The 19,633-nt window shown below is 60.1% G+C and carries 20 protein-coding genes; 10 read left to right on the top strand and 10 right to left on the bottom strand.

From position 1 onward, the window contains the following. Window positions 1-19: 19 nt before the first annotated feature. Window positions 20-625 carry a YIP1 family protein gene (locus tag HUTA_RS00730; RefSeq protein WP_049941131.1) on the bottom strand — a complete coding sequence of 202 codons (606 nt, stop codon included), beginning with the start codon at window positions 623-625 and terminating at the stop codon, window positions 20-22. A 105-nt stretch (window positions 626-730) separates the two neighbouring features. On the opposite strand from HUTA_RS00730, the gene HUTA_RS00725 reads away from it, so the two are divergent. Both HUTA_RS00725 and HUTA_RS00720 read left to right on the top strand, forming a co-directional pair. Next, window positions 731-1,534: a HesA/MoeB/ThiF family protein gene (locus HUTA_RS00725; RefSeq protein WP_012795215.1), complete on the top strand. Its 804-nt coding sequence runs from the start codon at window positions 731-733 to the stop codon at window positions 1,532-1,534. Between the two features lie 302 nt (window positions 1,535-1,836). After that, window positions 1,837-2,208: a hypothetical protein gene (locus tag HUTA_RS00720; RefSeq protein WP_012795213.1), complete on the top strand. Its 372-nt coding sequence runs from the start codon at window positions 1,837-1,839 to the stop codon at window positions 2,206-2,208. Here HUTA_RS00720 and HUTA_RS00715 read toward each other — a convergent pair. After that, the gene (locus tag HUTA_RS00715; protein WP_012795212.1) at window positions 2,205-2,498 is read right to left on the bottom strand and encodes a DUF6432 family protein; all 294 of its coding nucleotides are present in this window, start codon (window positions 2,496-2,498) and stop codon (window positions 2,205-2,207) included. The two genes, HUTA_RS00720 and HUTA_RS00715, sit on opposite strands and share 4 nt — an antisense overlap. Window positions 2,499-2,585: 87 nt before the next feature. On the opposite strand from HUTA_RS00715, the gene HUTA_RS00710 reads away from it, so the two are divergent. Both HUTA_RS00710 and HUTA_RS00705 read left to right on the top strand, forming a co-directional pair. Further along, window positions 2,586-3,383 (top strand): DUF7093 family protein, encoded by a 798-nt coding sequence (locus tag HUTA_RS00710; protein ID WP_049941130.1) that lies wholly within the window; start codon window positions 2,586-2,588, stop codon window positions 3,381-3,383. 48 nt (window positions 3,384-3,431) lie between these two features. Next, complete coding sequence (locus tag HUTA_RS00705; protein WP_049941129.1) at window positions 3,432-3,824, top strand: DUF5611 family protein; 393 nt, start codon at window positions 3,432-3,434, stop codon at window positions 3,822-3,824. Window positions 3,825-3,842: 18 nt separating this feature from the next. Here HUTA_RS00705 and HUTA_RS00700 read toward each other — a convergent pair whose 3' ends face one another. The 3 genes from HUTA_RS00700 to HUTA_RS00690 form a co-directional block, all read right to left on the bottom strand. After that, window positions 3,843-4,202, bottom strand: a complete 360-nt coding sequence (locus HUTA_RS00700) for a cell division protein SepF (RefSeq protein ID WP_012795209.1) — start codon at window positions 4,200-4,202, stop codon at window positions 3,843-3,845. Between the two features lie 107 nt (window positions 4,203-4,309). Then, window positions 4,310-5,284 (bottom strand): phytoene/squalene synthase family protein, encoded by a 975-nt coding sequence (locus HUTA_RS00695; RefSeq protein ID WP_012795208.1) that lies wholly within the window; start codon window positions 5,282-5,284, stop codon window positions 4,310-4,312. 552 nt (window positions 5,285-5,836) lie between these two features. Continuing rightward, on the bottom strand, window positions 5,837-7,156 hold the full coding sequence (locus HUTA_RS00690; RefSeq protein WP_012795207.1) for an RNB domain-containing ribonuclease: 1,320 nt from the start codon (window positions 7,154-7,156) through the stop codon (window positions 5,837-5,839). Window positions 7,157-7,235: 79 nt separating this feature from the next. On the opposite strand from HUTA_RS00690, the gene HUTA_RS00685 reads away from it, so the two are divergent. Together HUTA_RS00685 and HUTA_RS00680 are read left to right on the top strand one after the other, a co-directional pair. Next, the gene (locus tag HUTA_RS00685) at window positions 7,236-7,739 is read left to right on the top strand and encodes an RNA-binding protein (RefSeq protein ID WP_012795206.1); all 504 of its coding nucleotides are present in this window, start codon (window positions 7,236-7,238) and stop codon (window positions 7,737-7,739) included. A 102-nt stretch (window positions 7,740-7,841) separates the two neighbouring features. Continuing rightward, on the top strand, window positions 7,842-9,278 hold the full coding sequence (locus HUTA_RS00680; RefSeq protein WP_049941128.1) for a PQQ-dependent sugar dehydrogenase: 1,437 nt from the start codon (window positions 7,842-7,844) through the stop codon (window positions 9,276-9,278). A 31-nt stretch (window positions 9,279-9,309) separates the two neighbouring features. On the opposite strand, the gene HUTA_RS00675 is transcribed toward HUTA_RS00680, so the two are convergent. Both HUTA_RS00675 and HUTA_RS00670 read right to left on the bottom strand, forming a co-directional pair. Further along, on the bottom strand, window positions 9,310-9,891 hold the full coding sequence (locus tag HUTA_RS00675; protein ID WP_012795204.1) for a VIT1/CCC1 transporter family protein: 582 nt from the start codon (window positions 9,889-9,891) through the stop codon (window positions 9,310-9,312). A 3-nt stretch (window positions 9,892-9,894) separates the two neighbouring features. Continuing rightward, window positions 9,895-10,182 carry a DUF211 domain-containing protein gene (locus HUTA_RS00670; RefSeq protein ID WP_012795203.1) on the bottom strand — a complete coding sequence of 96 codons (288 nt, stop codon included), beginning with the start codon at window positions 10,180-10,182 and terminating at the stop codon, window positions 9,895-9,897. A 95-nt stretch (window positions 10,183-10,277) separates the two neighbouring features. Here HUTA_RS00670 and HUTA_RS00665 point away from each other — a divergent pair, with 95 nt between their 5' ends. After that, window positions 10,278-10,991 (top strand): ICP22 family protein, encoded by a 714-nt coding sequence (locus tag HUTA_RS00665; protein ID WP_143920305.1) that lies wholly within the window; start codon window positions 10,278-10,280, stop codon window positions 10,989-10,991. A gap of 132 nt (window positions 10,992-11,123) precedes the next feature. Here HUTA_RS00665 and HUTA_RS00660 read toward each other — a convergent pair whose 3' ends face one another. Then, on the bottom strand, window positions 11,124-12,371 hold the full coding sequence (locus HUTA_RS00660; protein ID WP_012795201.1) for an RNA-guided endonuclease InsQ/TnpB family protein: 1,248 nt from the start codon (window positions 12,369-12,371) through the stop codon (window positions 11,124-11,126). A 355-nt stretch (window positions 12,372-12,726) separates the two neighbouring features. Between HUTA_RS00660 and HUTA_RS00655 the strand changes: the two genes are divergently transcribed. Next, entirely contained in the window at window positions 12,727-13,173 is a 447-nt protein-coding gene (locus HUTA_RS00655) for a DUF5518 domain-containing protein (RefSeq protein ID WP_012795200.1), read from the top strand. A 201-nt stretch (window positions 13,174-13,374) separates the two neighbouring features. Continuing rightward, window positions 13,375-13,845 carry a hypothetical protein gene (locus HUTA_RS00650; RefSeq protein ID WP_012795199.1) on the top strand — a complete coding sequence of 157 codons (471 nt, stop codon included), beginning with the start codon at window positions 13,375-13,377 and terminating at the stop codon, window positions 13,843-13,845. Window positions 13,846-13,864: 19 nt separating this feature from the next. Here HUTA_RS00650 and gyrA read toward each other — a convergent pair whose 3' ends face one another. Together gyrA and gyrB are read right to left on the bottom strand one after the other, a co-directional pair. Next, complete coding sequence (gyrA, locus tag HUTA_RS00645) at window positions 13,865-16,336, bottom strand: DNA gyrase subunit A (RefSeq protein WP_012795198.1); 2,472 nt, start codon at window positions 16,334-16,336, stop codon at window positions 13,865-13,867. Beyond that, window positions 16,333-18,246 (bottom strand): DNA topoisomerase (ATP-hydrolyzing) subunit B, encoded by a 1,914-nt coding sequence (gyrB, locus tag HUTA_RS00640; RefSeq protein WP_012795197.1) that lies wholly within the window; start codon window positions 18,244-18,246, stop codon window positions 16,333-16,335. Before gyrB ends, gyrA begins: the two co-directional genes overlap by 4 nt. A gap of 259 nt (window positions 18,247-18,505) precedes the next feature. Between gyrB and HUTA_RS00635 the strand changes: the two genes are divergently transcribed. Further along, window positions 18,506-19,576, top strand: coding sequence for a TrmB family transcriptional regulator (locus tag HUTA_RS00635; RefSeq protein ID WP_012795196.1), 1,071 nt, complete (start codon window positions 18,506-18,508; stop codon window positions 19,574-19,576). Window positions 19,577-19,633: the final 57 nt, after the last annotated feature.

The following is a 19,633-nucleotide window of genomic DNA, read 5'->3' as shown; positions in this document are numbered from 1 at the left end:
AGACTCGTAACCGCGATCCTCAAACCAGGTTCGAAAAGAATCCAAGGAACCCAAGCACAAGTGCGACCGTCAGCATTTTCGACACGGAGATTCCGTGGGCTTCGGCGAGTCCGATTCCCTGAACGGCTGCTTTCCAGATGAACCCGACAAAGCTCGCAAGCAGCGACAGTGGGGATGTATATGGACCAGTTTGCTCAAGGAACTCGGCAGCGGCAGCTGGGTTCGATGGGATCTCACTGACCATCATGAACAGGCCAGCGGCCGCGATGGGGAACAGAACGATCGAGACTAGATCCGCCTCACCGACGACGGCCAGCGTCGTCCCGAATCCTCGATCACCACTGGCGAACCAGACGAAGACGTGAAAGATGGCTGCAAACAGGAGCCAGCCGAAGAATATTCCGATGAACACACCGATGATTCCGCCGCTGATGGCATGATTCACGCTCGCGCGTTCGGCCGGAGAGACATTCACTTGTGCCATGACTTGCTGCAAAAATAGCCAGACAGTGATCGATATTAGTATCGCTTCTGTGAGGATAACCCCTGCAGCGATAGAAAGTGACGGCCGGTCGTGACGTTGAAAATACGCGGAGGGGTCTCGTAGCGGGGTTGATGGGGCCATATTGGCAGGCCAGAACCCACCGTGATAAATATTTTTATATGACATAATCTCACAGAAGCCATTCAGGTCACATTGCTTATTCACGAGTAGTCGGTAGTGGTTGCTATGTCATCACCGAATCTGGAACAGGGTCAACTGGATCGCTATGCCCGGCAGATCGTCATGGACGACGTCGGTCCGGCTGGACAGGCCGCACTCCTTGAGGGGTCGGTACTCGTCGTCGGCGTTGGGGGACTGGGCTCACCCGTCATCCAGTACCTGGCAGCGGCGGGCGTGGGCACGCTGGGTCTCGTCGACGACGACGTCGTCGAACGGAGCAACCTCCAGCGCCAGGTCGTCCACGGCACGGACGACGTCGGTCGGGCCAAGGTCGACAGCGCCGAGGCGTTCGTCGCTCAGCTCAACCCGGACGTCACGGTTCGTTGCTACGAGACACGATTCGACGAAGACGAGGTGCCACTCGGAGAGTACGACGTCGTCATCGATGCGACCGATAGCATTGAGGCGCTGTATCAACTCAACGATGCCTGTGTGACCGCTGAGTTGCCCCTCGTCCACGGTGCCGTCTCGGCGTTCGAGGGACAGGTGACCTCGTTCGACGGTGGTGCGCCCTGCTACCGGTGTCTTTTCCCTGAAGCGCCACCGGCGGGTACGATTCCGGACTGTGAAACTGCCGGAGTCATTGGCGCTGTCCCGAGCGTCATTGGGTCCATCCAGGCGACGGAAGCGATCAAGCACCTCCTCGACATCGGGACGACACTCACCGGCAGATTGCTTCGATACGATGCACGGTCGATGTCGTTCACCGAAATCCCGTTCGAATCCAGGGAAGATTGCCAGACATGTGGCGAATCACCGGCAGGCGGTCCGGCCGCCACGGAGCGGACCCGCGGCTCAACCCTGGAGTGATCGTCTCCGGATGAGAACCGCCTGACTGGACCCTCCCCCTGAGAGTTAGCTGCTCACCGGGGGGTCGCATGCAGGGAGTGAATATCTCAGGGGAATCAACCAAACTGACCCGGGACTACTTCGGAGCGATTCCATGTGGTATCGGCGTCTGGTTTTACATTTGATAGGACTGTCTTTCCGGAACTCGGGTGGTAATCGGTAGCAGGAATTCGAGACATCATTTGATTCTCAAACTGATACTCAAAACCGATAATTGGAGCGGGCGATTTTTGACACTGCCTGCCGTCATATTTCGTATACCCATGTCAGTCCGGACCCGTCTCGACCGGCCGCAGGGCGTCGAGACGCCCGGATACCGCGAGTTGGTTCTCTTTCTGGCGCTCATCTGGGGTGTCGGTGACACAGCCACGACGATACTGGCGTCGAACGTCACCGGGTCAGTCGCCGGCGAGGTGAATCCGTTACTCCGGATGTTGCTTTCGGCCGATCCGCTGGCTGTGGTATTCCTCAAGGGAGCCGTTGCCCTGTATGCCAGTTTCGTGCTCCTCGCCTGTCGGGATCAGGTCGAGCAAGTCCCCGGGTGGCGGGTCTGGTTTGTCGGGATGATCGGCGGCGGGATGCTGATCGTCGCGCAGAATCTGTCGGTCGTCTTCGTGACGCTTACCGTCTCCTAGAGCGAAAACCGCTCGCGAAGTCTGTTGAGGATGGTCTCGGTTGATTCGTCGTCTGCCGGTCCGATCGCGGTGGACTCAGGAACGATACGTGTCTGTTCGCCCTCGTCAGTGGCTTCGATAAGATCGTCGGCCTTGAGGTCCGCCAGTGCGGTTTCGAGCCGGTCGATATCGACCTCGACGGAAGCCCGTAACTCGAAGACGGTCATGCCTTCCTCGTGGCGTTCGGCGAGCGCATCGAGTACCGCCACTTCCGTGTCATCCCGGTCACGGTACTCCGGCTTCGCTTGCATACTAACCACTTTGCCGTGGCAGGTTTTACACTTGTCCCCACTCCCCAAGCAGTACGCTTATAACTCGCAGGTGGCCACTTCATGGCAATGGGTATCAAGTGTTCGGTCTTCGGTCACGACTTCGGCGAGACTACCGTCGAGCGCGACCGGGAGGAACAGGGCAACGAGGTCGTCAGCACGATCCGGGAGGTCGAAACGTGCAGGCGCTGTGGCGAAACGCGTGTCGTCTCCGAGAACACTGAAGTAACGACGATCAAGACGCCGGAAGACGTGGCTACAGAAGAGGAAGCCACGGCGGATGAATCCGACGGGCAGCCGGATGCGACGCCAGCGGCGACAGACATCGTCGACGCCGAGGCAGGTGAGCCAGTTGCCGAGGCCGACCCCACGAACGCGGAGCCATCCGACGAAACAGCACAGTACGAGTCACCTGCCGAAGACGACGGCGTCATCCTCGAAGACGACGACGAAGACGATCCGGTCCGTGAGCCTGGTGAGTGGCCCGAATCTACCGACCCCGAAGAATCCACGCGGACGGACACTGGCTCGGCCGGCCAAACCACCACTGAATCCGAGGATGTCGAGCCGTCCGTAGGTCCCGACCTCTCCGTTGACGTCACAACAGACGACGGATCGCCGAGCGCCGAGCCAGCCGAGGGGTCGTCGACAGACGACGAAGCGGAAGTGTGGTCGAGCACTGACCCCGATCTAGGCGACGCCCAACAAGCTGTCGAGGATGGAGACACGGGGACAAACACCATCGTGGATGGCCAGTTCCGATGTACGGAATGTGGATTCACGACGCCGGTCGAGTCCTCCTCGCTCCGGGAGGGCGATTACTGTCCCGACTGTCATCAGGGGATGCTCGTCATAGAGGCCCAGTGATCGAGCCGACGCGAAAAGGGTAAACCCGACACTATCGAACGGGCTTCTATGCGCGAGTACAAGATGCGACGCGGCGAGTATCTCGAAGACAGGATTCCGGACATGCGCGAGACAGTCGAAGAGTACTTCGGCCCTATCGCTGGTACGGAACCCTACAACGATACGGAGCTGTTCATCGTCGAAGAGCCGGACAACCCGGTTTTCGAGCGTGTCACCGTCGGAACCGTCCCATACGGGAGTAAGAAGGACAAACTCGCGCTCGATATCGAAGAGCGACCGGCGGAAGAAGTGATCGCTGAAGGTCACGTCGAGGCGGCCGAAGACGCCGTCAACGTCAAAAACGACTTTCTCGAGATGGCGACGGGTCGCGACGCCAAAGCCCGTCGCGACTCGATGAAACGGTCGGTCGAGGACGACGCCGATAAACCTGACTCGGTCTGACCGAGTAGTGAGCGTCGACTACCGGCCGAGCCGGTCACGGTTGACGGCGACGCCCGATGGCGTGATAATGAGTTGATCGTCGTCCTTTTGGACGATGTCACCGCCAACCTCGCCTGCGACCTGTTTGAGTTCGTCAGTGATGTGTTCCATCGTCCGGTCTTTCGTGGTGTGACGAGTGATGTCCGCGAGGACGATGTCGCCGTCGTAGACGGCGTCTTTGATCTCGATGACGTCCTGTTTGTCTCCGATCCGTGCGATTCGAACCTCGGTGTCAGCCTCGGGGGCGGTCGTACTGGCATCGCCGGCGTCGAGTTCGACGTAATCATCCGTCCGGCGAGAGGCGCCTGAGCCCCCCAGAATTTTGCTCATCAGTCCCATATCTATTCCGGTGTTCGGGACGGGTATAGGTTTTACGTCAGACACGATGCGGCCGATGACGGCGGTCATCGCCAGCATGAAACGATCGGGCTCGATGCGAAAGTGTCTCAGATCACGCGATCCGGTTGTAACTGTGGATCCGGGTGATCGCTCGCCGGCCCGTCTTCCGAAATTGCACTTGCCGCGTAGAACGCTGCTTCGGGATCGTGGGTCCGTCGCCAGTGATACCAGGTTCGGGCAAGTAGCCACAGCCGTCGCGTCATCGACAGCGACGCGTCGCCGTTCAGGACGTCGTACTCGAGGTGTCTGATCTGTCGGTGGTGATCAGCGTACAAGACTGCCGCCAACAGGACGGCGAACTGACAGTCCTCGGGGAGGTACCGTATCCCCGCCACACCGTGTCGGTACAGGGATTCAGTCCGGTGAAGCTCGGTCCGGATAACGGCAGCCACGTCGTCGGTCATGTCACCGCGCCGGAGTTGTGTTTCCGTCACGTCGTGCCGATCGAGCGTTTCGTCCGGTAAATACACCCGATCGTACTCGCTGATGTCCTCCCGCACGTCTCTGACGAAGTTCGTCAGTTGAAATGCCTCGGCCAGTGACCTGGCGTGAGGCGTGGCACGATCACTTTCCGGTGGGTCCATGACCGAGAGCATCATGTTTCCGACGGCAGCGGCGGAGCCGCGCATGTAGCCACGTAATTCCTCGTAGGTTTCGTAACCCGAATGATCGATGTCCTGGGCCATCGCGTCGATGAAAACGTCGATCTCGGCGGGATCGATGTCGGCCTCCTCGGCAAGCGATCGAAACGTCTCCAGAACCTCACGGTCCGTCTCCGAGAGGACTCCCCGCTGGATCTGTTCACCGTTTGCGGCGGCGCGGATCGCTTCCAGATGGCGTCGTTGGGTCTCGGCATCGGGCGGGTCCGGGCGGTCGACCACGTCGTCGGCGATCCGGAAAAACGCATATAGAGCGTACGTCGCTTCCCGCACTCGCTCGGGAAGCAATCTCGTGGCGATATAAAACGTCTTTCCGGTCCGCCGGTGGATTGCCTTGCTTGTTTTGACGGATCGGCCTATCATATCAACAGTGCGTTATCTCTCCATAAGAACGGCTTGCTTGTAATGGTGACGACAGCTGCAACGTGACGTGACGCTAACACTGTAGTCTTGATACACCTTCGGATACCATGGGTCCCATGCCTAACCAGTTTGGGAACCATCGAGATGCCGTCTCCGGCTTAGTTCGTTCTCATGATCCTCGAAGACTGAGTTACATACTGGTTCTCCAGGTCAGTCATTCATGTCATCGAGACATTCTGCCCGGAAGGCGGACAGCCACGAGGTGACGAGCTCACCGGCCAGGGGGCAACCGGATGTCCGTGGAAGACGGCCGCTATACGGGCCAAAACATCCCGGAGATATCCCGTCCGAACCGGTTTCTCTCAGGTCCAGACGGGACTGGTATGACAACGCGGCAAGCTGCTCGCCAGAATATGAGCAGACTGGTCATGCACCATGTAGTAAATTTCCACACGCTGATCCGAAGGGTCGACTGGTGGCTTCCTTGGGGGCACGTTTCGTCGGTGCTGGTGTTGAATAGTGGATGCAGCTGCGCCCCCGATTGATCGACAGCTAGTCGGAGTCGATAACCTCGATGCCGCGGTTGTTGACCGCTGCGGGGTCGAGACCGACTTCTTCGAGGAACTTCTTGTACTCCCGTTCACACTGTTCGGCGTCCTTCTGTTTGTCGCTGGCGCGATCACACAGTGCAACGAGATCCTCGGGAACATCGTTGGTATGGACGATCCAGTGGTTGATCAGGTCGGAGAGCCGACGGATCGGCGACGTGAAGTGACCGTAGATCTCGAAGTTCAGCGCGTGGTGGCCGCCGAAGGGGTCGTTCATATACTTCGCACGGGGCATCACTTTCATCACGGCCCACTGGATCTTGTCAAGCTGGCGCTCCGGGGCATCTTCCAGCGTCGCGTTGACGGCCTGCCGTGGATCGTCCCAGCCCCCGCCTGGGATCGAGACGCCGCCCAAGTCCTGAATCTCCTGGAGCGCCTCGTTCCACTCCTCCGGGCTTGGCTGTGGATGCACGCGATACATCGCCTCGACGCCCCGATCCCACATGAGGACGTGCGTCACGGCCTTGTTGGCTTTGAGCATACACTCCTCGATGATCGTATGGGCGCGATCGCGGCGTGGGTTCAACACGAGTGAGCCGTCCGCCTTGCGCTGCTCGTGCATCTGATCCGCGAGTTCCCAGATCGCCTGGGTCTTTTCGGCGAGGTCCACCGACTGGTCTTCCAGAACATCCTCGGCCGTCTCGGGTTCGTCGAGGAGGCGTTCAGCCTCGGTGTAGGTCAGTCGGGCATCGCTTCGGATGACAGACTTGTAGATCTCGATGTTCTCGTATGAGAGGGTCTCCGGATCGAGGTGCATCTCGACGGTGTGGGCGAGTCGGTCCTCGTTGGGGACCAGCGAGCAGACCGTCTCGGCCAGGATCGGTGGTAGCATGTGGACGGTGTAGCCCGGCAGATAGACGGTGTTCGCGCGCTCGACGGCCGAACTCCACATCGCCGTGTCCGGATTCACGTAGTGAGTCACGTCGGCGATATGAACCCAGAGGACGATCTCGTCGTCGCGATGCTCGATCGAGATGGCGTCGTCGAAGTCCTGGGCGTCGATCGGGTCGGTCGTCCAGGTCGTCATCTCCCGAAGGTCACGTCGCTCGTCGATCTCCGCCTCGATCTCGCTTCCCACGTCCTCGGTTCGGGCTTTCGCCTCTTCGAGGACTTCGGGCGGAAAGCCGTCCGGGATTTCGAACTTCTCGAAGAGTTCCTCGCGTTTGTTCTCGAGATGGCGGGCGAGTTCCTCGTCGATCTCGACGGGACCCTGCCCCTCGGGGGTGCCCGCCGCGGCCTGCTCGTCCTCCTCGTTAGCAGTCATGCAACCGGATATGACTGGCCGATAGGTAGGCGTTTCGACAAACAATCGATTTATCCCGGCCCGCGACCAGCCCTCCTGTATGAACGTCAAATCCCGCCACCACCTCCGGGCTGACGCGATCGACGAGATCGAGGATGCACTCGCCAAAGGACTGGGCGTCGAACTCGACGCCGAGACCTACGAGAAAGTCACGTTCGAGGACAGCGACTGGGAGGTCGTTCTCGTCGAGGGTGCGCCCGCAGTCTTCTACGTTCCCGACGACGAATCGCCGGACAGCACCGACGATCCGTTCCTCACTGTCCGTGGAGCAAACGAGTATCAGCCTGCCCAGAACGTCGTCACCGTCGATTCCGGTGCCATCTCGTTCGTCTCTGACGGCGCGGACGTGATGCGCCCCGGGATCGTCGAAGCCGACGAGTCGATCGACAGCGGGGACCTCCTCGTCATCAGCGAGGAGAACCACGGCAAGGTACTGGCAGTGGGGCGCGCCCGCGTCGACGGGTCGGCGATGCTCGGCGACGAGGGCAAGGTCGTCGACACGATCCACCACGTCGGCGACGAGCTCTATGAATTCGCCGGGTAGATCGCCGTTTGTCGTCGCTACCGGACATGATTCCCTCTCTGAGTCGGGGACTGTCCTGCCGCCACACGAACCGTTTTTTCCGTCGGGCCGGAGCAGTTTGTCATGAGTTCACATTTTACTCGACGAGAAATGCTTGGGGCGGGATTTACGGCGGTCGGGGGCAGTCTCGCGGGCTGTACAGACGATTCGACACCGACAGAAGACACTGAGACGGCTGAGACCACTGATACCGAATCGACGACGGAGAGTCCCGAGACTGACGAGCCACCGTCGACGACCGAGAGCGAAACAACGACGACGGAAGCGGACGAAACAACTACCGAAAGCGATGAGGAGGGTTTGCCGGCGTCAGTGGGCGTCGAGCAAGTCGCGGGAGGATTCACGGCACCTGTAAGCGTCACGTTTCCACCAGAGGACGGCGTGGTTCTCGTTGCCGATCAGGTGGGAACGATCCACGTCGTTTCGGACGGGAGCGTCCGGGACGAACCACTGATCGATATCAGGGATCGGATGATCGACGTCTCGGGCTACGACGAGCGAGGGTTGCTCGGCTTTGCGCTCCATCCGGACTATCCCGCGGACGATCGCCTGTTCGTTCGGTACAGTGCGCCACCGGGTGAGGCGACACCGGAGGACTACTCTCATACGTTCGCGCTCTCCTCGTTTTCGATCGAGACGGACACGCTCGCTGCTGACACTGACACCGAACAGCGGATACTCGAATTTCCGGAACCCCAGACCAATCACAACGCAGGCGCACTCGAATTCGGGCCCGATGGATATCTCTACATCGCCGTCGGTGACGGCGGTGGGGCCGACGACACTGGCACTGGGCACGTTTCCGATTGGTTTGCTGCAAATTCCGGCGGGAATGGACAGGACGTCACCGAGAATCTTCTGGGCGGTGTGCTCCGGATCGACGTCACCGAAACCGGCGAGGAACCCTATGCGATCCCCGAGGACAATCCGCTCGTGGGGACGGATGGGCTCGACGAGTATTACGCGTGGGGATTACGCAACCCCTGGCGGATGGCGTTTCACGACGGCGAGTTGTACGCGGCGGACGTCGGCCAGGGTCGATTTGAGGAGGTCAACCGCGTCACGAACGGGGGGAACTACGGCTGGAACGTCCGGGAAGGGACACACTGTTTCTCGCCCGGGTCGTCGAATGGGTCTTGCCCGATCGAGACACCGGATGGCGAACCCTTGCTCGACCCGGTGATCGAGTATCCTCACAGCGGCCAGCCGGTTAGCGGCGTCGCGGTGATCGGGGGACAGTTCTATACGGGCGAGTCGATCCCTGGGCTCCGTGATCGGTACGTCTTCGCCGACTGGCAGGCCAACGGGACACTCTTTGTCGGCACCCCAACGGAGGACGGGCTCTGGGAGACCACGACGATTTCGGTGGATGACAGCGAATTTGCCCCGATGATCCTGGCGTTCGGCCGCGATCAGGCTGGCGAGCTTTACGTCTGTGCCAGCGAGCGCGGACAGTTGGTCGGCTCGACGGGTGCTGTCTACCGACTGACATCGGCGTAACTGTTCGGCTGCTGGGGAGATTTGCGGAGAATTACCCGGGCAGAATGATATTGATGCCGCCGACGACGAGCCCGACGACCCCGGTCCGGAGTCCGGCAATCACCCAGTTCTGCTCCGAGAGGTTGCCCATGTACGCACCGAAGACGAACAGCAGGGAGACCCCGATCAACACGCCGATGACCGTCGCCCACATCATCGACAGCGCAACCCCGACGAAAAAGTACGGAATGATCGGGAGAAGCATGCCGATCGTCGGCCCGAGTCCGCTCATCATAGCGTTGACCTTCCGGGCGTCGCCTTTCCGGTCGTGGAGTGCAGTCCCTTCGAGGCCGGTGAGCATCTTCTCCTCGACTGCCTTGAGTTCCGCGAGCTTCTCGGCGCGCTCGATCTCCCAGACGCTCCAGACGCCGGAGGCTGCGAGTCCGACGGTCCCCCCGGCGACAACCCGAACGATCTCCATGCTCGATTGACTCCCACCGAGGAACGATCCCACGATGATGCCGATGGTCGTCAAAGTCCCGTCGAAGCCGTTCGAAATAAAGTATCGACGGGAGATCGATCGGACGTCCTCGTCTTTCAACAGTTCCCGAAGATTGGCCAGTCTCGACGACACGGGTCAGTCCTGATGGGTCGAGCTTTCCTCGACCATGCGATCGCCACAGACGACCTCGTCGACGGAGTGAATCGTCCCGCCGAGATTTTCGATCGTCGAGGCGACGGTATCGTTTTCGATCGATTCGCCCTCGATCGTGATCTTGAGGTTCTGAACGTCCTTGTCGGACTCGAGTAGGGAAACGTTCGCCCCCTCGACCCCGTCGAGGTCGGCGAGTGTCCTGGCAAATTCCACGTTCTCGATCTCGTTTGGCTTCAGAAGGTCGAGTACAAGTCGCTTGATCGAACTCATGGCTCCTGATCGTATGACGCCAATCTGTATAGTTCAAACGATCACGACGGAATGACGAGGAGAAGATTTATACAATAATGCTTTTCATCTTAGCTATGGCGATCCCCGACGCCCTCACGTCCCTCCACTCCCGTGGGTCCGCCGACTACTGGCTATCAGTCATTGCTGGCATCGCAGTCATGTTGCTGACCGGGCTGGTGAGCGTGGTAGGTGGTGTGCTACCACTCATGTTAGCGACCGCGGGATTCGGCGGACTCGTTGGCGGTTTCCTGTACGGGAAACACCCAAAGCGTACCACTATAATCGGATACCGAATCGGAGCGATCGGCGCTTCCCTGGCCATTGTAGTCGGGCTGGTGCTGATGGCGAGTGGCTCCTGGACGTTAACCATGGACCCGGCAGACGAAAACGTAGGGGTAACTGACACTATAGAAAGTGGTGCAGAAGCGTACGACCTGGGAGACTCCGGCGTGGATGAATCCGCTCCAGACACAGCTAATCTGGGAGAACCTCCGGAAGGAGCAACCAGTGTGGATGATGCTGGCGACGGAGCATCCGGCAATGGAGCATCTGGACCAGGATCATCCGGCGTCGATACTCCGGGCAGCGGAGAATCCGGCGCGAACCAATCCGAAAATGCATACTCTGGGGTGGATGAGTTCGGTCCGCAAACGTCGATGTTCTTTTTGGCTACGTTCGCATTGATTTTCATCCCTGGGAGTGCGCTGCTCGGCGGGATCGGAAGCGTCGTCGGAACCAGTCTCAGGCGGATAGTCGTTCCGGCTCAATACAACCCGCCTCCGTTGTAAACTACCCCACCCTACTTCGCTCACCCACAGAGGGGTTCGCTCGTTGAGGGTGGGGCTTTGACGTGGACTCCCGTTCAGGCCACAGTACGTGGCACGGAGAGGCCCGTCTCCCCGTCGAAGGGGTGTCGGTGCTTACACGTTCACGGTCATCGTCCCGCCATTCAGCGCGACGTTTACGGGTGCGCCTCCGTCGCCCCCATTTTGGTTGCGACGGAGTAGCCGCCGACAACACCGCACCGCTACGTTCTTCGCGGCGTTGTAGTCGGCGCGATTCTCGTAGCCACACTTCTGGCACTCGAAGTGTTCTTGCGTGGGGCGGTTGTCCTCGTGCGTGAACCCACAGCTACTGCAACGTTGTGAGGTGTAGTAGGCTGGCACCGTCTGCGCCTGCGGGCTTCGTTCCAGTTCTTCAACGTCGATGCCGTAGGCCTTGGCCTTGTACTCGACGTATTCATACAGGCGGTTAAAGCGCCAGCGGTGATGCCACGTCGCCCCCTGTGCTCGTTTGCGGATGTCGGTCAAGTCTTCGAAGGCGATCACCGAACACTCGTGTTCCACCGCTTCTTCGACGATCTCATTAGCAATGATATGGAGATGCCGCTTGTAGTAGGCCGTCTCGTGCTTCGAGACACGCTGGAGTGTACGGTGAGCCTCCTGTGAGCCGGCTTGTTGGAGGTCACCCCGCCGCTGTTGAAACTCACGGTGCCAGTGGTCGAGTTCGTCGCCCGTCCAGAACCGCCCGGTTGACGCGACAGCAAGGTTCTCGACGCCGAGGTCGATCCCGAGGACAGTGTTGTTGTGCTCGGGGACATCAGCGTCAGATTGTCTGCTGTCAGTGTCTGCCTCGATGCGTTTGAAGCCGATGTGCAACCAGAATTCGTCTTCAAACGGCTTGTAGTGGAGCGTGCTGGTGCGGAACTCCCACTCCTCGCCGTCAAGATACGTTTCGAACGGCGTATCTGTCTCATCTTCAGGCAGCACGTAATCGGCCATGATACGTCCGTCCACAGTGGACAACGAAACGTGGTCGTCGTGGAAGGTGGCGGCGCGTTTATCGTACCGTGCAGTGTCGGCGGTGAACTCGGGTTGGCTGGTGTCCTCGTTCTTTTCGAGGCGTTCGACGCCTGCCTTGACGGCTTCGACGGCTTGGAAGATGGCTTGCTGGACGAGATTTGCGGTGAGATCGTACTCGTCTTTCAGGTCGTGGTACAGCTCGTCTTTGACGGCGTACTTCGCGGTTTGCTTGTAGTCGTTTTCGTTCCAGCAGTGGTCGCAGGTCTCGTTGGCGATGTGTTTGTACTGGTCGATAGTGTCGAGAAGTGCGCCTCTGTCGCTGTCGGAAACTTTCAGTTTTACCGGCAGCGTGCGACGCACCTCCATACTCGTTTCAAGAATTTCTATGTAGTTAAATTCTTTTATTAGATAGTGGGGAAGTTGGCCGAGTGCAGAGAACTGTGATTGTCGAGGGATGTGACGCGCTCCTCCCCTCCCTACTGCGCTCCTTGTCCGCTTGCGCGGACTGCGCTGCTCGTTGACGAAGGGGGCTCCGCGCTATCTTACGCTGAGATGGTCTCGTCACCAGTCTTCCGCTTCATGGCGTCGACGGAGCGAAGACGACCGTCTGATCGAATGGTTCTCTCCGCATCGTTCGGGAATATGGCCCTGAGGACCCCAGGTTATTCAGGAATTCTAAATATCGTAAAGATTTATTATACGTTCCTCAGAACAGTTCTCTATGAGCTTCCCCGCTCAACAGCAGTCCCTCCGAAGCCGCGTTTTCGGTACCAACTGGCAGCCAGTTGTCGTCGGTCTCGTCGTCACGGCTGTCATAGCAGCTGTGGGGTTCTTCATCGGACGAGCTGATCTGACGCTCACGAGTCCGGGTGTGGGTGGGCTCGTCGGCGGCTTCCACTACGGCAAGAACACGGGGGATTCGGCTGGACTCGGATTACGTATCGGCATGGTCAGTGTGGCCCTCGCAACTGGCGGGGCCGTGTCGTTTGTTGTCTTCAGAGCGGTTTATCTCGGTGAGACCGAAGCCGCGGCACCCCTCCCTTTCGTCCTCTATTATGGATTGGGGTATCTTTTGGTAGGTGGGTTGCTGGCAACGATCGGCGGTGCAGTCGGGACGAACCTTCGACGGATTCTGGTCCCGCACGAATACAATCCACCCCTGCACTGAACCAACCCACTGGACGGTCGCTACGCGTCCTCGATCACTGTCCCGGGGATCACGTCGACGCTGGCGACGGTGTCCTCGACGACAACGGCAATGGCCACTGTCAGTCAGTCTCAGCGACAGGCGGTAGTAACATGCCTGCCACCTCATAGTTATAAGCTCAAAAGTAGTAACGATTTAGTAGATGATCTTGGTATTACGGATATGAGCATCCCCGCTCAAAAGCAGTCCCTCCGCACCCGCGTTTTCGGTACTGAGTGGCAACCAATCGTCGTCGGATTCGCGATCATGGCCCTGACAGCTGTCGTCGGAGCGTCTATTGGACGAATGGATGTGGCCGTACTGAGTCCGGCCGCTGGTGGACTTGCTGGCGGGTTTCAGTACGGCAAAAACACGTTTGACGCCGCTGCGGTCGGATTCCGCATCGGTTTCACCCTCGCTGCCCTGGCATGGGTCGGGAGCTTTGTCTTCATATTATTTTTCTATTTTCTTTACAGTAGTGGGGTAGAATGGGGGGATACAGTAACTACACTGAACAATTATATCGGGCTCTTTTCGTTTCGTGGGTTAGGATATGTTCCCTTGAGTGGCCTGTTGGGCATAGTCGGCAGTGCAATCGGGACGAACATTCGACGGATCTTTGTCCCGCACGAATACAATCCGCCCCTGTACTGATCCGCTTGCCGGACAGTCGCTACGAGTCCTCGATCGCCGTCCCCGGGATCACGTCGACGCTCGCGACGGTGTCATCCGCAGCAACGTCCATGATCGTGACGCCCATCGTGTTGCGGCCGACCGTCGAGACATCTTCGACCGGACACCGCATGATCTGGCCAGTTGCGCTCATGACGATGACGTGATCGTCCTCGGCGACGGCGTTGACGGCCGTGACGCCGCCGTTGCGATCACCGGTCTTGATGTCGATGAGACCCTTGCCGTACCGGGATTGCGTGCGATATTCCGAGAGTGGCGTTCGCTTGCCGTAGCCCCGCTCGGTGACCGTCAGGAGTGCCCGCTCGTCGTGCTCGTCGGTCGCGACCACTCCGGCGACGTTGTCGCCGTCCCGGAGGTCGATCCCGCGGACGCCGCGGGCGGTCCGACCCATCTGCCGGGCCTCGGTCTCGTCAAACCGGATTGTCATCCCGTCTTCGGTGGCGATGACGAGGTCGCTCTCACCATCGGTGACGACGGCGTCGACCAGTTCGTCGCCGTCTTCGAGTTTCGCGGCGATGATGCCCGTCGAGAGGATGTTCTCGAACTCCGAACAGCAGGTCCGCTTGACATATCCCTGGCGGGTCGCCATCGTGATGCACTCGTCGTCGTCGAACTCGTCCATGCTGACGACGGCCGTAATCTCTTCGCCGTCGTCGAAGTTGATGAGGTTGACGGCGGATTTCCCGCGCGCAGTCCGGGACATTTCCGGGATCTCGTAGGTCCGTAATCGGTAGACCTGGCCGTGGTTCGTGAAGGCCAACAGATAGTCGTGGGTGTTCGCCCGGAAAACTGTCGAAACCCGATCGCCCTCCTTGGGATCCGCCCCGATGATGCCCTTGCCACCGCGATGCTGGGCATCGAAGCGGTCCGCAGGCATGCGCTTGATGTAGTCGTCCTCGGTGACGACGACCAGACACTCCTCTTCCGGGATGAGATCTTCGCGGGTGACCGTCCCGTCATCCTCGACGATGCTCGTCCGTCGATCGTCGTCGTATTCGTCTTTGACGGCCCGGAGTTCGTCCTTGATGACGTCGAGCAACTCGCTTTCGTCGTTCAGGATCGTCTCTAAGCGCTCGATCTCGGCCTCGACCTCCTCGTATTCGTCCTCGACCTCGGCCGCCTCCATCGAGGTGAGGCTGCCGAGTTGCATTCGGACGATATGCTGGGCCTGTTCCGTCGAGAAGTCGAACGTTTCTTCGAGCGCGGCCTTGGCCTCGTCGCGATCTTCGGAGTCCCGGATCAGATCGACGACGCTGTCGACGTTCCCGAGGGCTTTCAGTCGGCCTTCGAGGATGTGCGCGCGGTCCTCGGCTTCCGCGAGATCGAACTCCGAGCGCCGACGCACAACTTCCTTCCGGTGGGCGACGTATTCCTCCAAGGTCTCCTTTAACGTGAGCACGCGGGGCTCGCCGTCGACCAGGGCGAGGTTGATGACGCCGAAGGTCGATTCGAGGTGGTGATCGAGCAGTTGGTTCTCGACGACATCGACGTTCGCGCCGCGCTTGCACTCGATGACGACCCGGACGCCGTCCCGGTCGGACTCGTCGCGGAGGTCCGAGACGCCCTCGATGATCCCCTCGTTGACGTCGTCGGCGATCCGCTCGACCATGCGGGCCTTGTTCTCCTGGAAGGGGATCTCCGTGATCACGATCCGGGGGCGGCCCGAATCCGTCTCCTCGAACTCGTACTCGGCGCGAACGGTCAGTCGACCCCGGCCCGTGGCGTAGGCCGCGTGGATCGCGTTCTTCCCGACGATGTTCGCGCCGGTCGGGAAGTCCGGCCCCTTGACGTACTCCATGAGATCGGTCACCTCGGCGTCGGGGTTGTCGATGAGGTGGATCGTCGCATCGATGACTTCGCCGAGATTGTGCGGGGGGATGTTCGTGGACATCCCGACCGCGATCCCGGACGAGCCGTTGACCAGCAGGTTCGGGAACGCCGACGGCAGTACCTCGGGTTCCTCGAGACGGTCATCGTAGTTGGCCTGGAAGTCGACGGTGTCTTTCTCGATGTCCGCGAGCAACTCCTCGGCGATCGGGGCCATCCTGGCCTCAGTGTACCGCATCGCGGCAGCCGGATCCCCGTCCATCGACCCGAAGTTGCCCTGTCCGTCGACCAGGGGATACCGCATCGAGAAGTCCTGGGCCATCCGCACCAGGGTGTCGTAGATCGCGCTGTCCCCATGAGGGTGATAGTCACCCATCACCTCGCCGACAACTGATGAGGACTTGCGGTGAGACGACCCCGAGGAGACACCCATCTCGTGCATCGCATAGAGGATGCGCCGATGGACGGGTTTGAGGCCGTCACGGACATCCGGGAGCGCGCGCCCGGCGATGACGCTCATCGCGTAGTCGATGTAACTTTGCTCCATCTCGTCTTCGATCCGGACGTGCTCGACGCGTGCGGCGTCGGCAGTCACACCCGGACCCTCAGGTACGTCTGAACTCATATGTCGACCCATTCAGCTTCGGGGCTGTGTTCCTTGATGAACTGCTTGCGCGGTTCGACGGCGTCACCCATCAGCACGGAGAACATCTTGTCCGCAGCGGCGGCGTCGTCGATCGTGATCCGCTTGAGAAACCGGTTCTCGGGATTCATCGTCGTATCCCAGAGCTGTTGTGGGTTCATCTCCCCCAGGCCCTTGAACCGCTGGATCTGGGTCGGATTCCCGTTGCATTTCTCCTCGATGATCTCGTCACGTTCGGCGTCGGTCATCGCGTCGTAGGTCTCGCCGCGATACCGGATCCGGTACAGCGGCGGGCGGGCGGCGTAGACGTGGCCTCCCTCGAGCAACGGTCGCATGTGTCGATAGAAAAACGTGAGCAACAGTGTCCGGATGTGTGCGCCGTCGACGTCAGCGTCAGTAGCGAAGATGATCTTCTCGTACCGGAGTTCGTCGAGATCGAACTCGTCCCCGACGCCGGTCCCCAGCGCGGTGATGATGTTGCGGATCTGTTCGTTCTCGAGAATCCGGTCGAGGCGGTGTTTCTCGACGTTGAGGATCTTCCCGCGGATGGGTAAGACGGCCTGGAAATCGGGATTTCGGGCCTGTTTGGCACTCCCGCCCGCGCTGTCCCCCTCGGCGATGAACAGCTCCGCCCGGCTGGGATCTTTCGTCTGACAGTCGGCCAGCTTCCCCGGCAGTGCGGTCGACTCCAGGGCGCTCTTGCGGCGGGTGAGTTCCTCGGCTTTCTGTGCGGCCTTGCGGGCTTTGGCGGCCTCGACAGCCTTCCGAACGATCGCCTGGGCGACGGCCGGGTTCTCCTCGAAGTACGTCCCGAGATTCTCGTGCATCGCACTTTCGACGACGCCACGGACCTCGCTGTTGCCGAGTTTGGTCTTCGTCTGGCCCTCGAACTGGGGGTCCGGGTGTTTGATCGAGATGACCGCCGTCAGCCCCTCGCGGATGTCCTCCCCTTTGAGTGTCTCCTCGATGTCCGAGAGAAGGTCGTTGGTGGTCGCATAATCGTTGACGACGCGAGTTAACGCGGTTTTGAAGCCGGTGAGGTGACTCCCTCCCTCGCGGGTGTTGATGTTGTTCGCGAACGCGTGAATCGAGCCCTGCAACTCGGTGGTCGCCTGGAGGGCGACTTCGACCTGGATGTCCTGATCCTCGTCCTCGAAGTAGACGACTTCGTCGTGCAGCGGATCTTTGGTTTCGTTCAGGTACTCGACGAACTCCCGGATCCCACCCTCGTACTGGAAGGTTTCGGCCCGCTCTTCGCGATCGTCAGCGAGCGTGATCTCGACCCCGGAGTTCAGAAAGGCGAGTTCCCGAAGGCGGTTCGCGAGCGTCGAGAACTGGAAGTCGGTGGTCTCGAAGATCTCTTCGTCCGGCCAAAAGCGGATCGTCGTCCCCGTCTCATCGGGGTCATCGAGCGAGCGGATCTCGGTGAGGTCGTCCGCGGGCGCACCGTGATCGAACGTCTGTTTCCAGACGTTGCCTTCCCGGCTTACTTCGACTTCGAGCTTCTGGGAGAGGGCATTGACAACCGAGACACCGACGCCGTGGAGCCCTCCCGAGACCTGGTAGGACTTGTTGTCGAACTTTCCCCCGGCGTGTAGCACGGTCATGATGACTTCGACGGCTGGCCGGTCGTACTCCTCGTGGATGTCGATCGGAATCCCCCGGCCGTCGTCGGTCACCGAGACTGATCCGTCGTCGTGGATCGTGACCTCGATGTGGTCACAGTGTCCGGCGAGCGCCTCGTCGATGGCGTTGTCGACCACCTCGTAGACGAGGTGATGCAATCCCCTGGTGTCGGTAGAACCGATGTACATCGCCGGCCGCTTCTGGACGGCTTGTAAGCCCTCCAGTACCTGGATTTGGCCGGCCCCGTAGGCGTTGTCGTCGCTCATAAAAACCTTGATGGAGACTTACGTCTCGGGGGTCTTAAATTTCACGTGCGCGCGGGCATGCACGATAGATAGACGAAGAAATGATACAAACAATTTATCCCCCCGGACCCAGTATTACCCACTAGTATGGCGAACGAACAGTGTGGTGGGCCTCTGGGGAGGGAATCAGCGGCGACCCTATTCAATGCCTCGAAATATCGAGGGAGAGGGCGAGTGGGAGACCGAACACTGAAGACGCATCTCGCTTCGAGGGGCAGGCATGTCTGAAGGCGACGATTCGGCACTCGCTCGGCAGTTAGCGCACTTCGGACTGTCGGACACCGAGATCCAGACCTATCTTGCGGTCCTCGAAAACGGTGAGGCAAAGGCGAGTACGATCGCGGACGCGACTGGCGTCTCCAAACGGTACGTCTACAGCGTCTGTGAAGAACTCGAAGACCAGGGGTTTGTCGAGGTCAACGATCACGTCGTCCCGACGAAGATCCGCGCCAAGCGGCCGGAAGACGTTATCGAGATCCTCTCGAACCGTCTCGAAGAGATCGAGCCGGCACTCGAACGTCGCTTTTCAGAGGCCACATCCCGGCCCCAGCGCTTCGACGTGATCAAGTCCCGGGTCACCGTGGTGAAACGGATCAACGAGTACATCGAGGAATCCGAACAGCGGATCGCGTTGTCGATCCCCCATTCGACGCTGCCGCGCGTGATCGAGGGGCTTCAGGACGCCGTTGAGCGGGGCGTGTTCGTCCTCCTGCTGGTGACGGATGCACAGCCGGACCCAACCGAGTTTGCGGCGTACGATCGCCCCGTGGCGAGTGCTGTCCGGAGTTGGAACGTTCCAGTCCCAGTGATGCTGACCGTCGATGGTGAGTTCGGTATCGTCTCCTCTTCGGAGATGATGACGGTCGCAAACAGCGACGAACGGGCAATATCGCTGGTTCAGGAGCGGATCGTTCCGACACTGTTCGAATCGTTCCTGGCGAACTTCTGGCTGAGTGCCGACGAACTGTCCGTGATCGAGGCGGCGCCGTTGCCCCAAACGTACGACAGCTTCGAGCACGCGGTCTTCCAGGCAACGCTGCATCTGCGGGAGGGGACTGCCGTGAGTGCCTGTGTGGAGGCGACACCGAACGAGGGTGGGGCGGACGTCGAAACCGTCACCGGCCGCGTCGTCGAGACGAACCAGGGAATCGTCGACCCGGTCACCAACGAGTTCCCGATCGAGCACACGCTGGTGCTTGAGACCGACGAGGGCCGGACGACCGTTGGCGGCCACGGTGCGTTCCTCGAGGAATACGCCGCCAGAACGGTCAAACTCGAAGCTGCTGACTGAACGGACACGGACGGGCCCACCAGTTACCCGGAAGGCTTTAGCCCGCCCGCGGTCGCT

It is taken from the genome of Halorhabdus utahensis DSM 12940 (assembly GCF_000023945.1).
GTDB lineage: Archaea > Halobacteriota > Halobacteria > Halobacteriales > Haloarculaceae > Halorhabdus > Halorhabdus utahensis.
Note: the sequence above shows the minus strand (reverse complement) of the source record. Positions and strands in the feature narration are given on the sequence as shown.

Excerpts from the sequence above, each read along its gene's own strand:
- HUTA_RS00650 (WP_012795199.1), top strand. The coding sequence starts at position 13,375 with ATGAGCATCCCCGCTCAAAAGCAGTCCCTCCGCACCCGCGTTTTCGGT.
- HUTA_RS00680 (WP_049941128.1), top strand. The coding sequence starts at position 7,842 with ATGAGTTCACATTTTACTCGACGAGAAATGCTTGGGGCGGGATTTACG.
- HUTA_RS00660 (WP_012795201.1), bottom strand. The coding sequence starts at position 12,371 with ATGGAGGTGCGTCGCACGCTGCCGGTAAAACTGAAAGTTTCCGACAGC.
- HUTA_RS00705 (WP_049941129.1), top strand. The coding sequence starts at position 3,432 with ATGCGCGAGTACAAGATGCGACGCGGCGAGTATCTCGAAGACAGGATT.
- HUTA_RS00700 (WP_012795209.1), bottom strand. The coding sequence starts at position 4,202 with ATGGGACTGATGAGCAAAATTCTGGGGGGCTCAGGCGCCTCTCGCCGG.
- HUTA_RS00730 (WP_049941131.1), bottom strand. The coding sequence starts at position 625 with ATGGCCCCATCAACCCCGCTACGAGACCCCTCCGCGTATTTTCAACGT.
- HUTA_RS00665 (WP_143920305.1), top strand. The coding sequence starts at position 10,278 with ATGGCGATCCCCGACGCCCTCACGTCCCTCCACTCCCGTGGGTCCGCC.
- HUTA_RS00725 (WP_012795215.1), top strand. The coding sequence starts at position 731 with ATGTCATCACCGAATCTGGAACAGGGTCAACTGGATCGCTATGCCCGG.
- HUTA_RS00670 (WP_012795203.1), bottom strand. The coding sequence starts at position 10,182 with ATGAGTTCGATCAAGCGACTTGTACTCGACCTTCTGAAGCCAAACGAG.
- gyrA (WP_012795198.1), bottom strand. The coding sequence starts at position 16,336 with ATGAGTTCAGACGTACCTGAGGGTCCGGGTGTGACTGCCGACGCCGCA.
- HUTA_RS00655 (WP_012795200.1), top strand. The coding sequence starts at position 12,727 with ATGAGCTTCCCCGCTCAACAGCAGTCCCTCCGAAGCCGCGTTTTCGGT.
- HUTA_RS00685 (WP_012795206.1), top strand. The coding sequence starts at position 7,236 with ATGAACGTCAAATCCCGCCACCACCTCCGGGCTGACGCGATCGACGAG.
- gyrB (WP_012795197.1), bottom strand. The coding sequence starts at position 18,246 with ATGAGCGACGACAACGCCTACGGGGCCGGCCAAATCCAGGTACTGGAG.
- HUTA_RS00690 (WP_012795207.1), bottom strand. The coding sequence starts at position 7,156 with ATGACTGCTAACGAGGAGGACGAGCAGGCCGCGGCGGGCACCCCCGAG.
- HUTA_RS00720 (WP_012795213.1), top strand. The coding sequence starts at position 1,837 with ATGTCAGTCCGGACCCGTCTCGACCGGCCGCAGGGCGTCGAGACGCCC.
- HUTA_RS00710 (WP_049941130.1), top strand. The coding sequence starts at position 2,586 with ATGGGTATCAAGTGTTCGGTCTTCGGTCACGACTTCGGCGAGACTACC.
- HUTA_RS00715 (WP_012795212.1), bottom strand. The coding sequence starts at position 2,498 with ATGCAAGCGAAGCCGGAGTACCGTGACCGGGATGACACGGAAGTGGCG.
- HUTA_RS00635 (WP_012795196.1), top strand. The coding sequence starts at position 18,506 with ATGTCTGAAGGCGACGATTCGGCACTCGCTCGGCAGTTAGCGCACTTC.
- HUTA_RS00695 (WP_012795208.1), bottom strand. The coding sequence starts at position 5,284 with ATGATAGGCCGATCCGTCAAAACAAGCAAGGCAATCCACCGGCGGACC.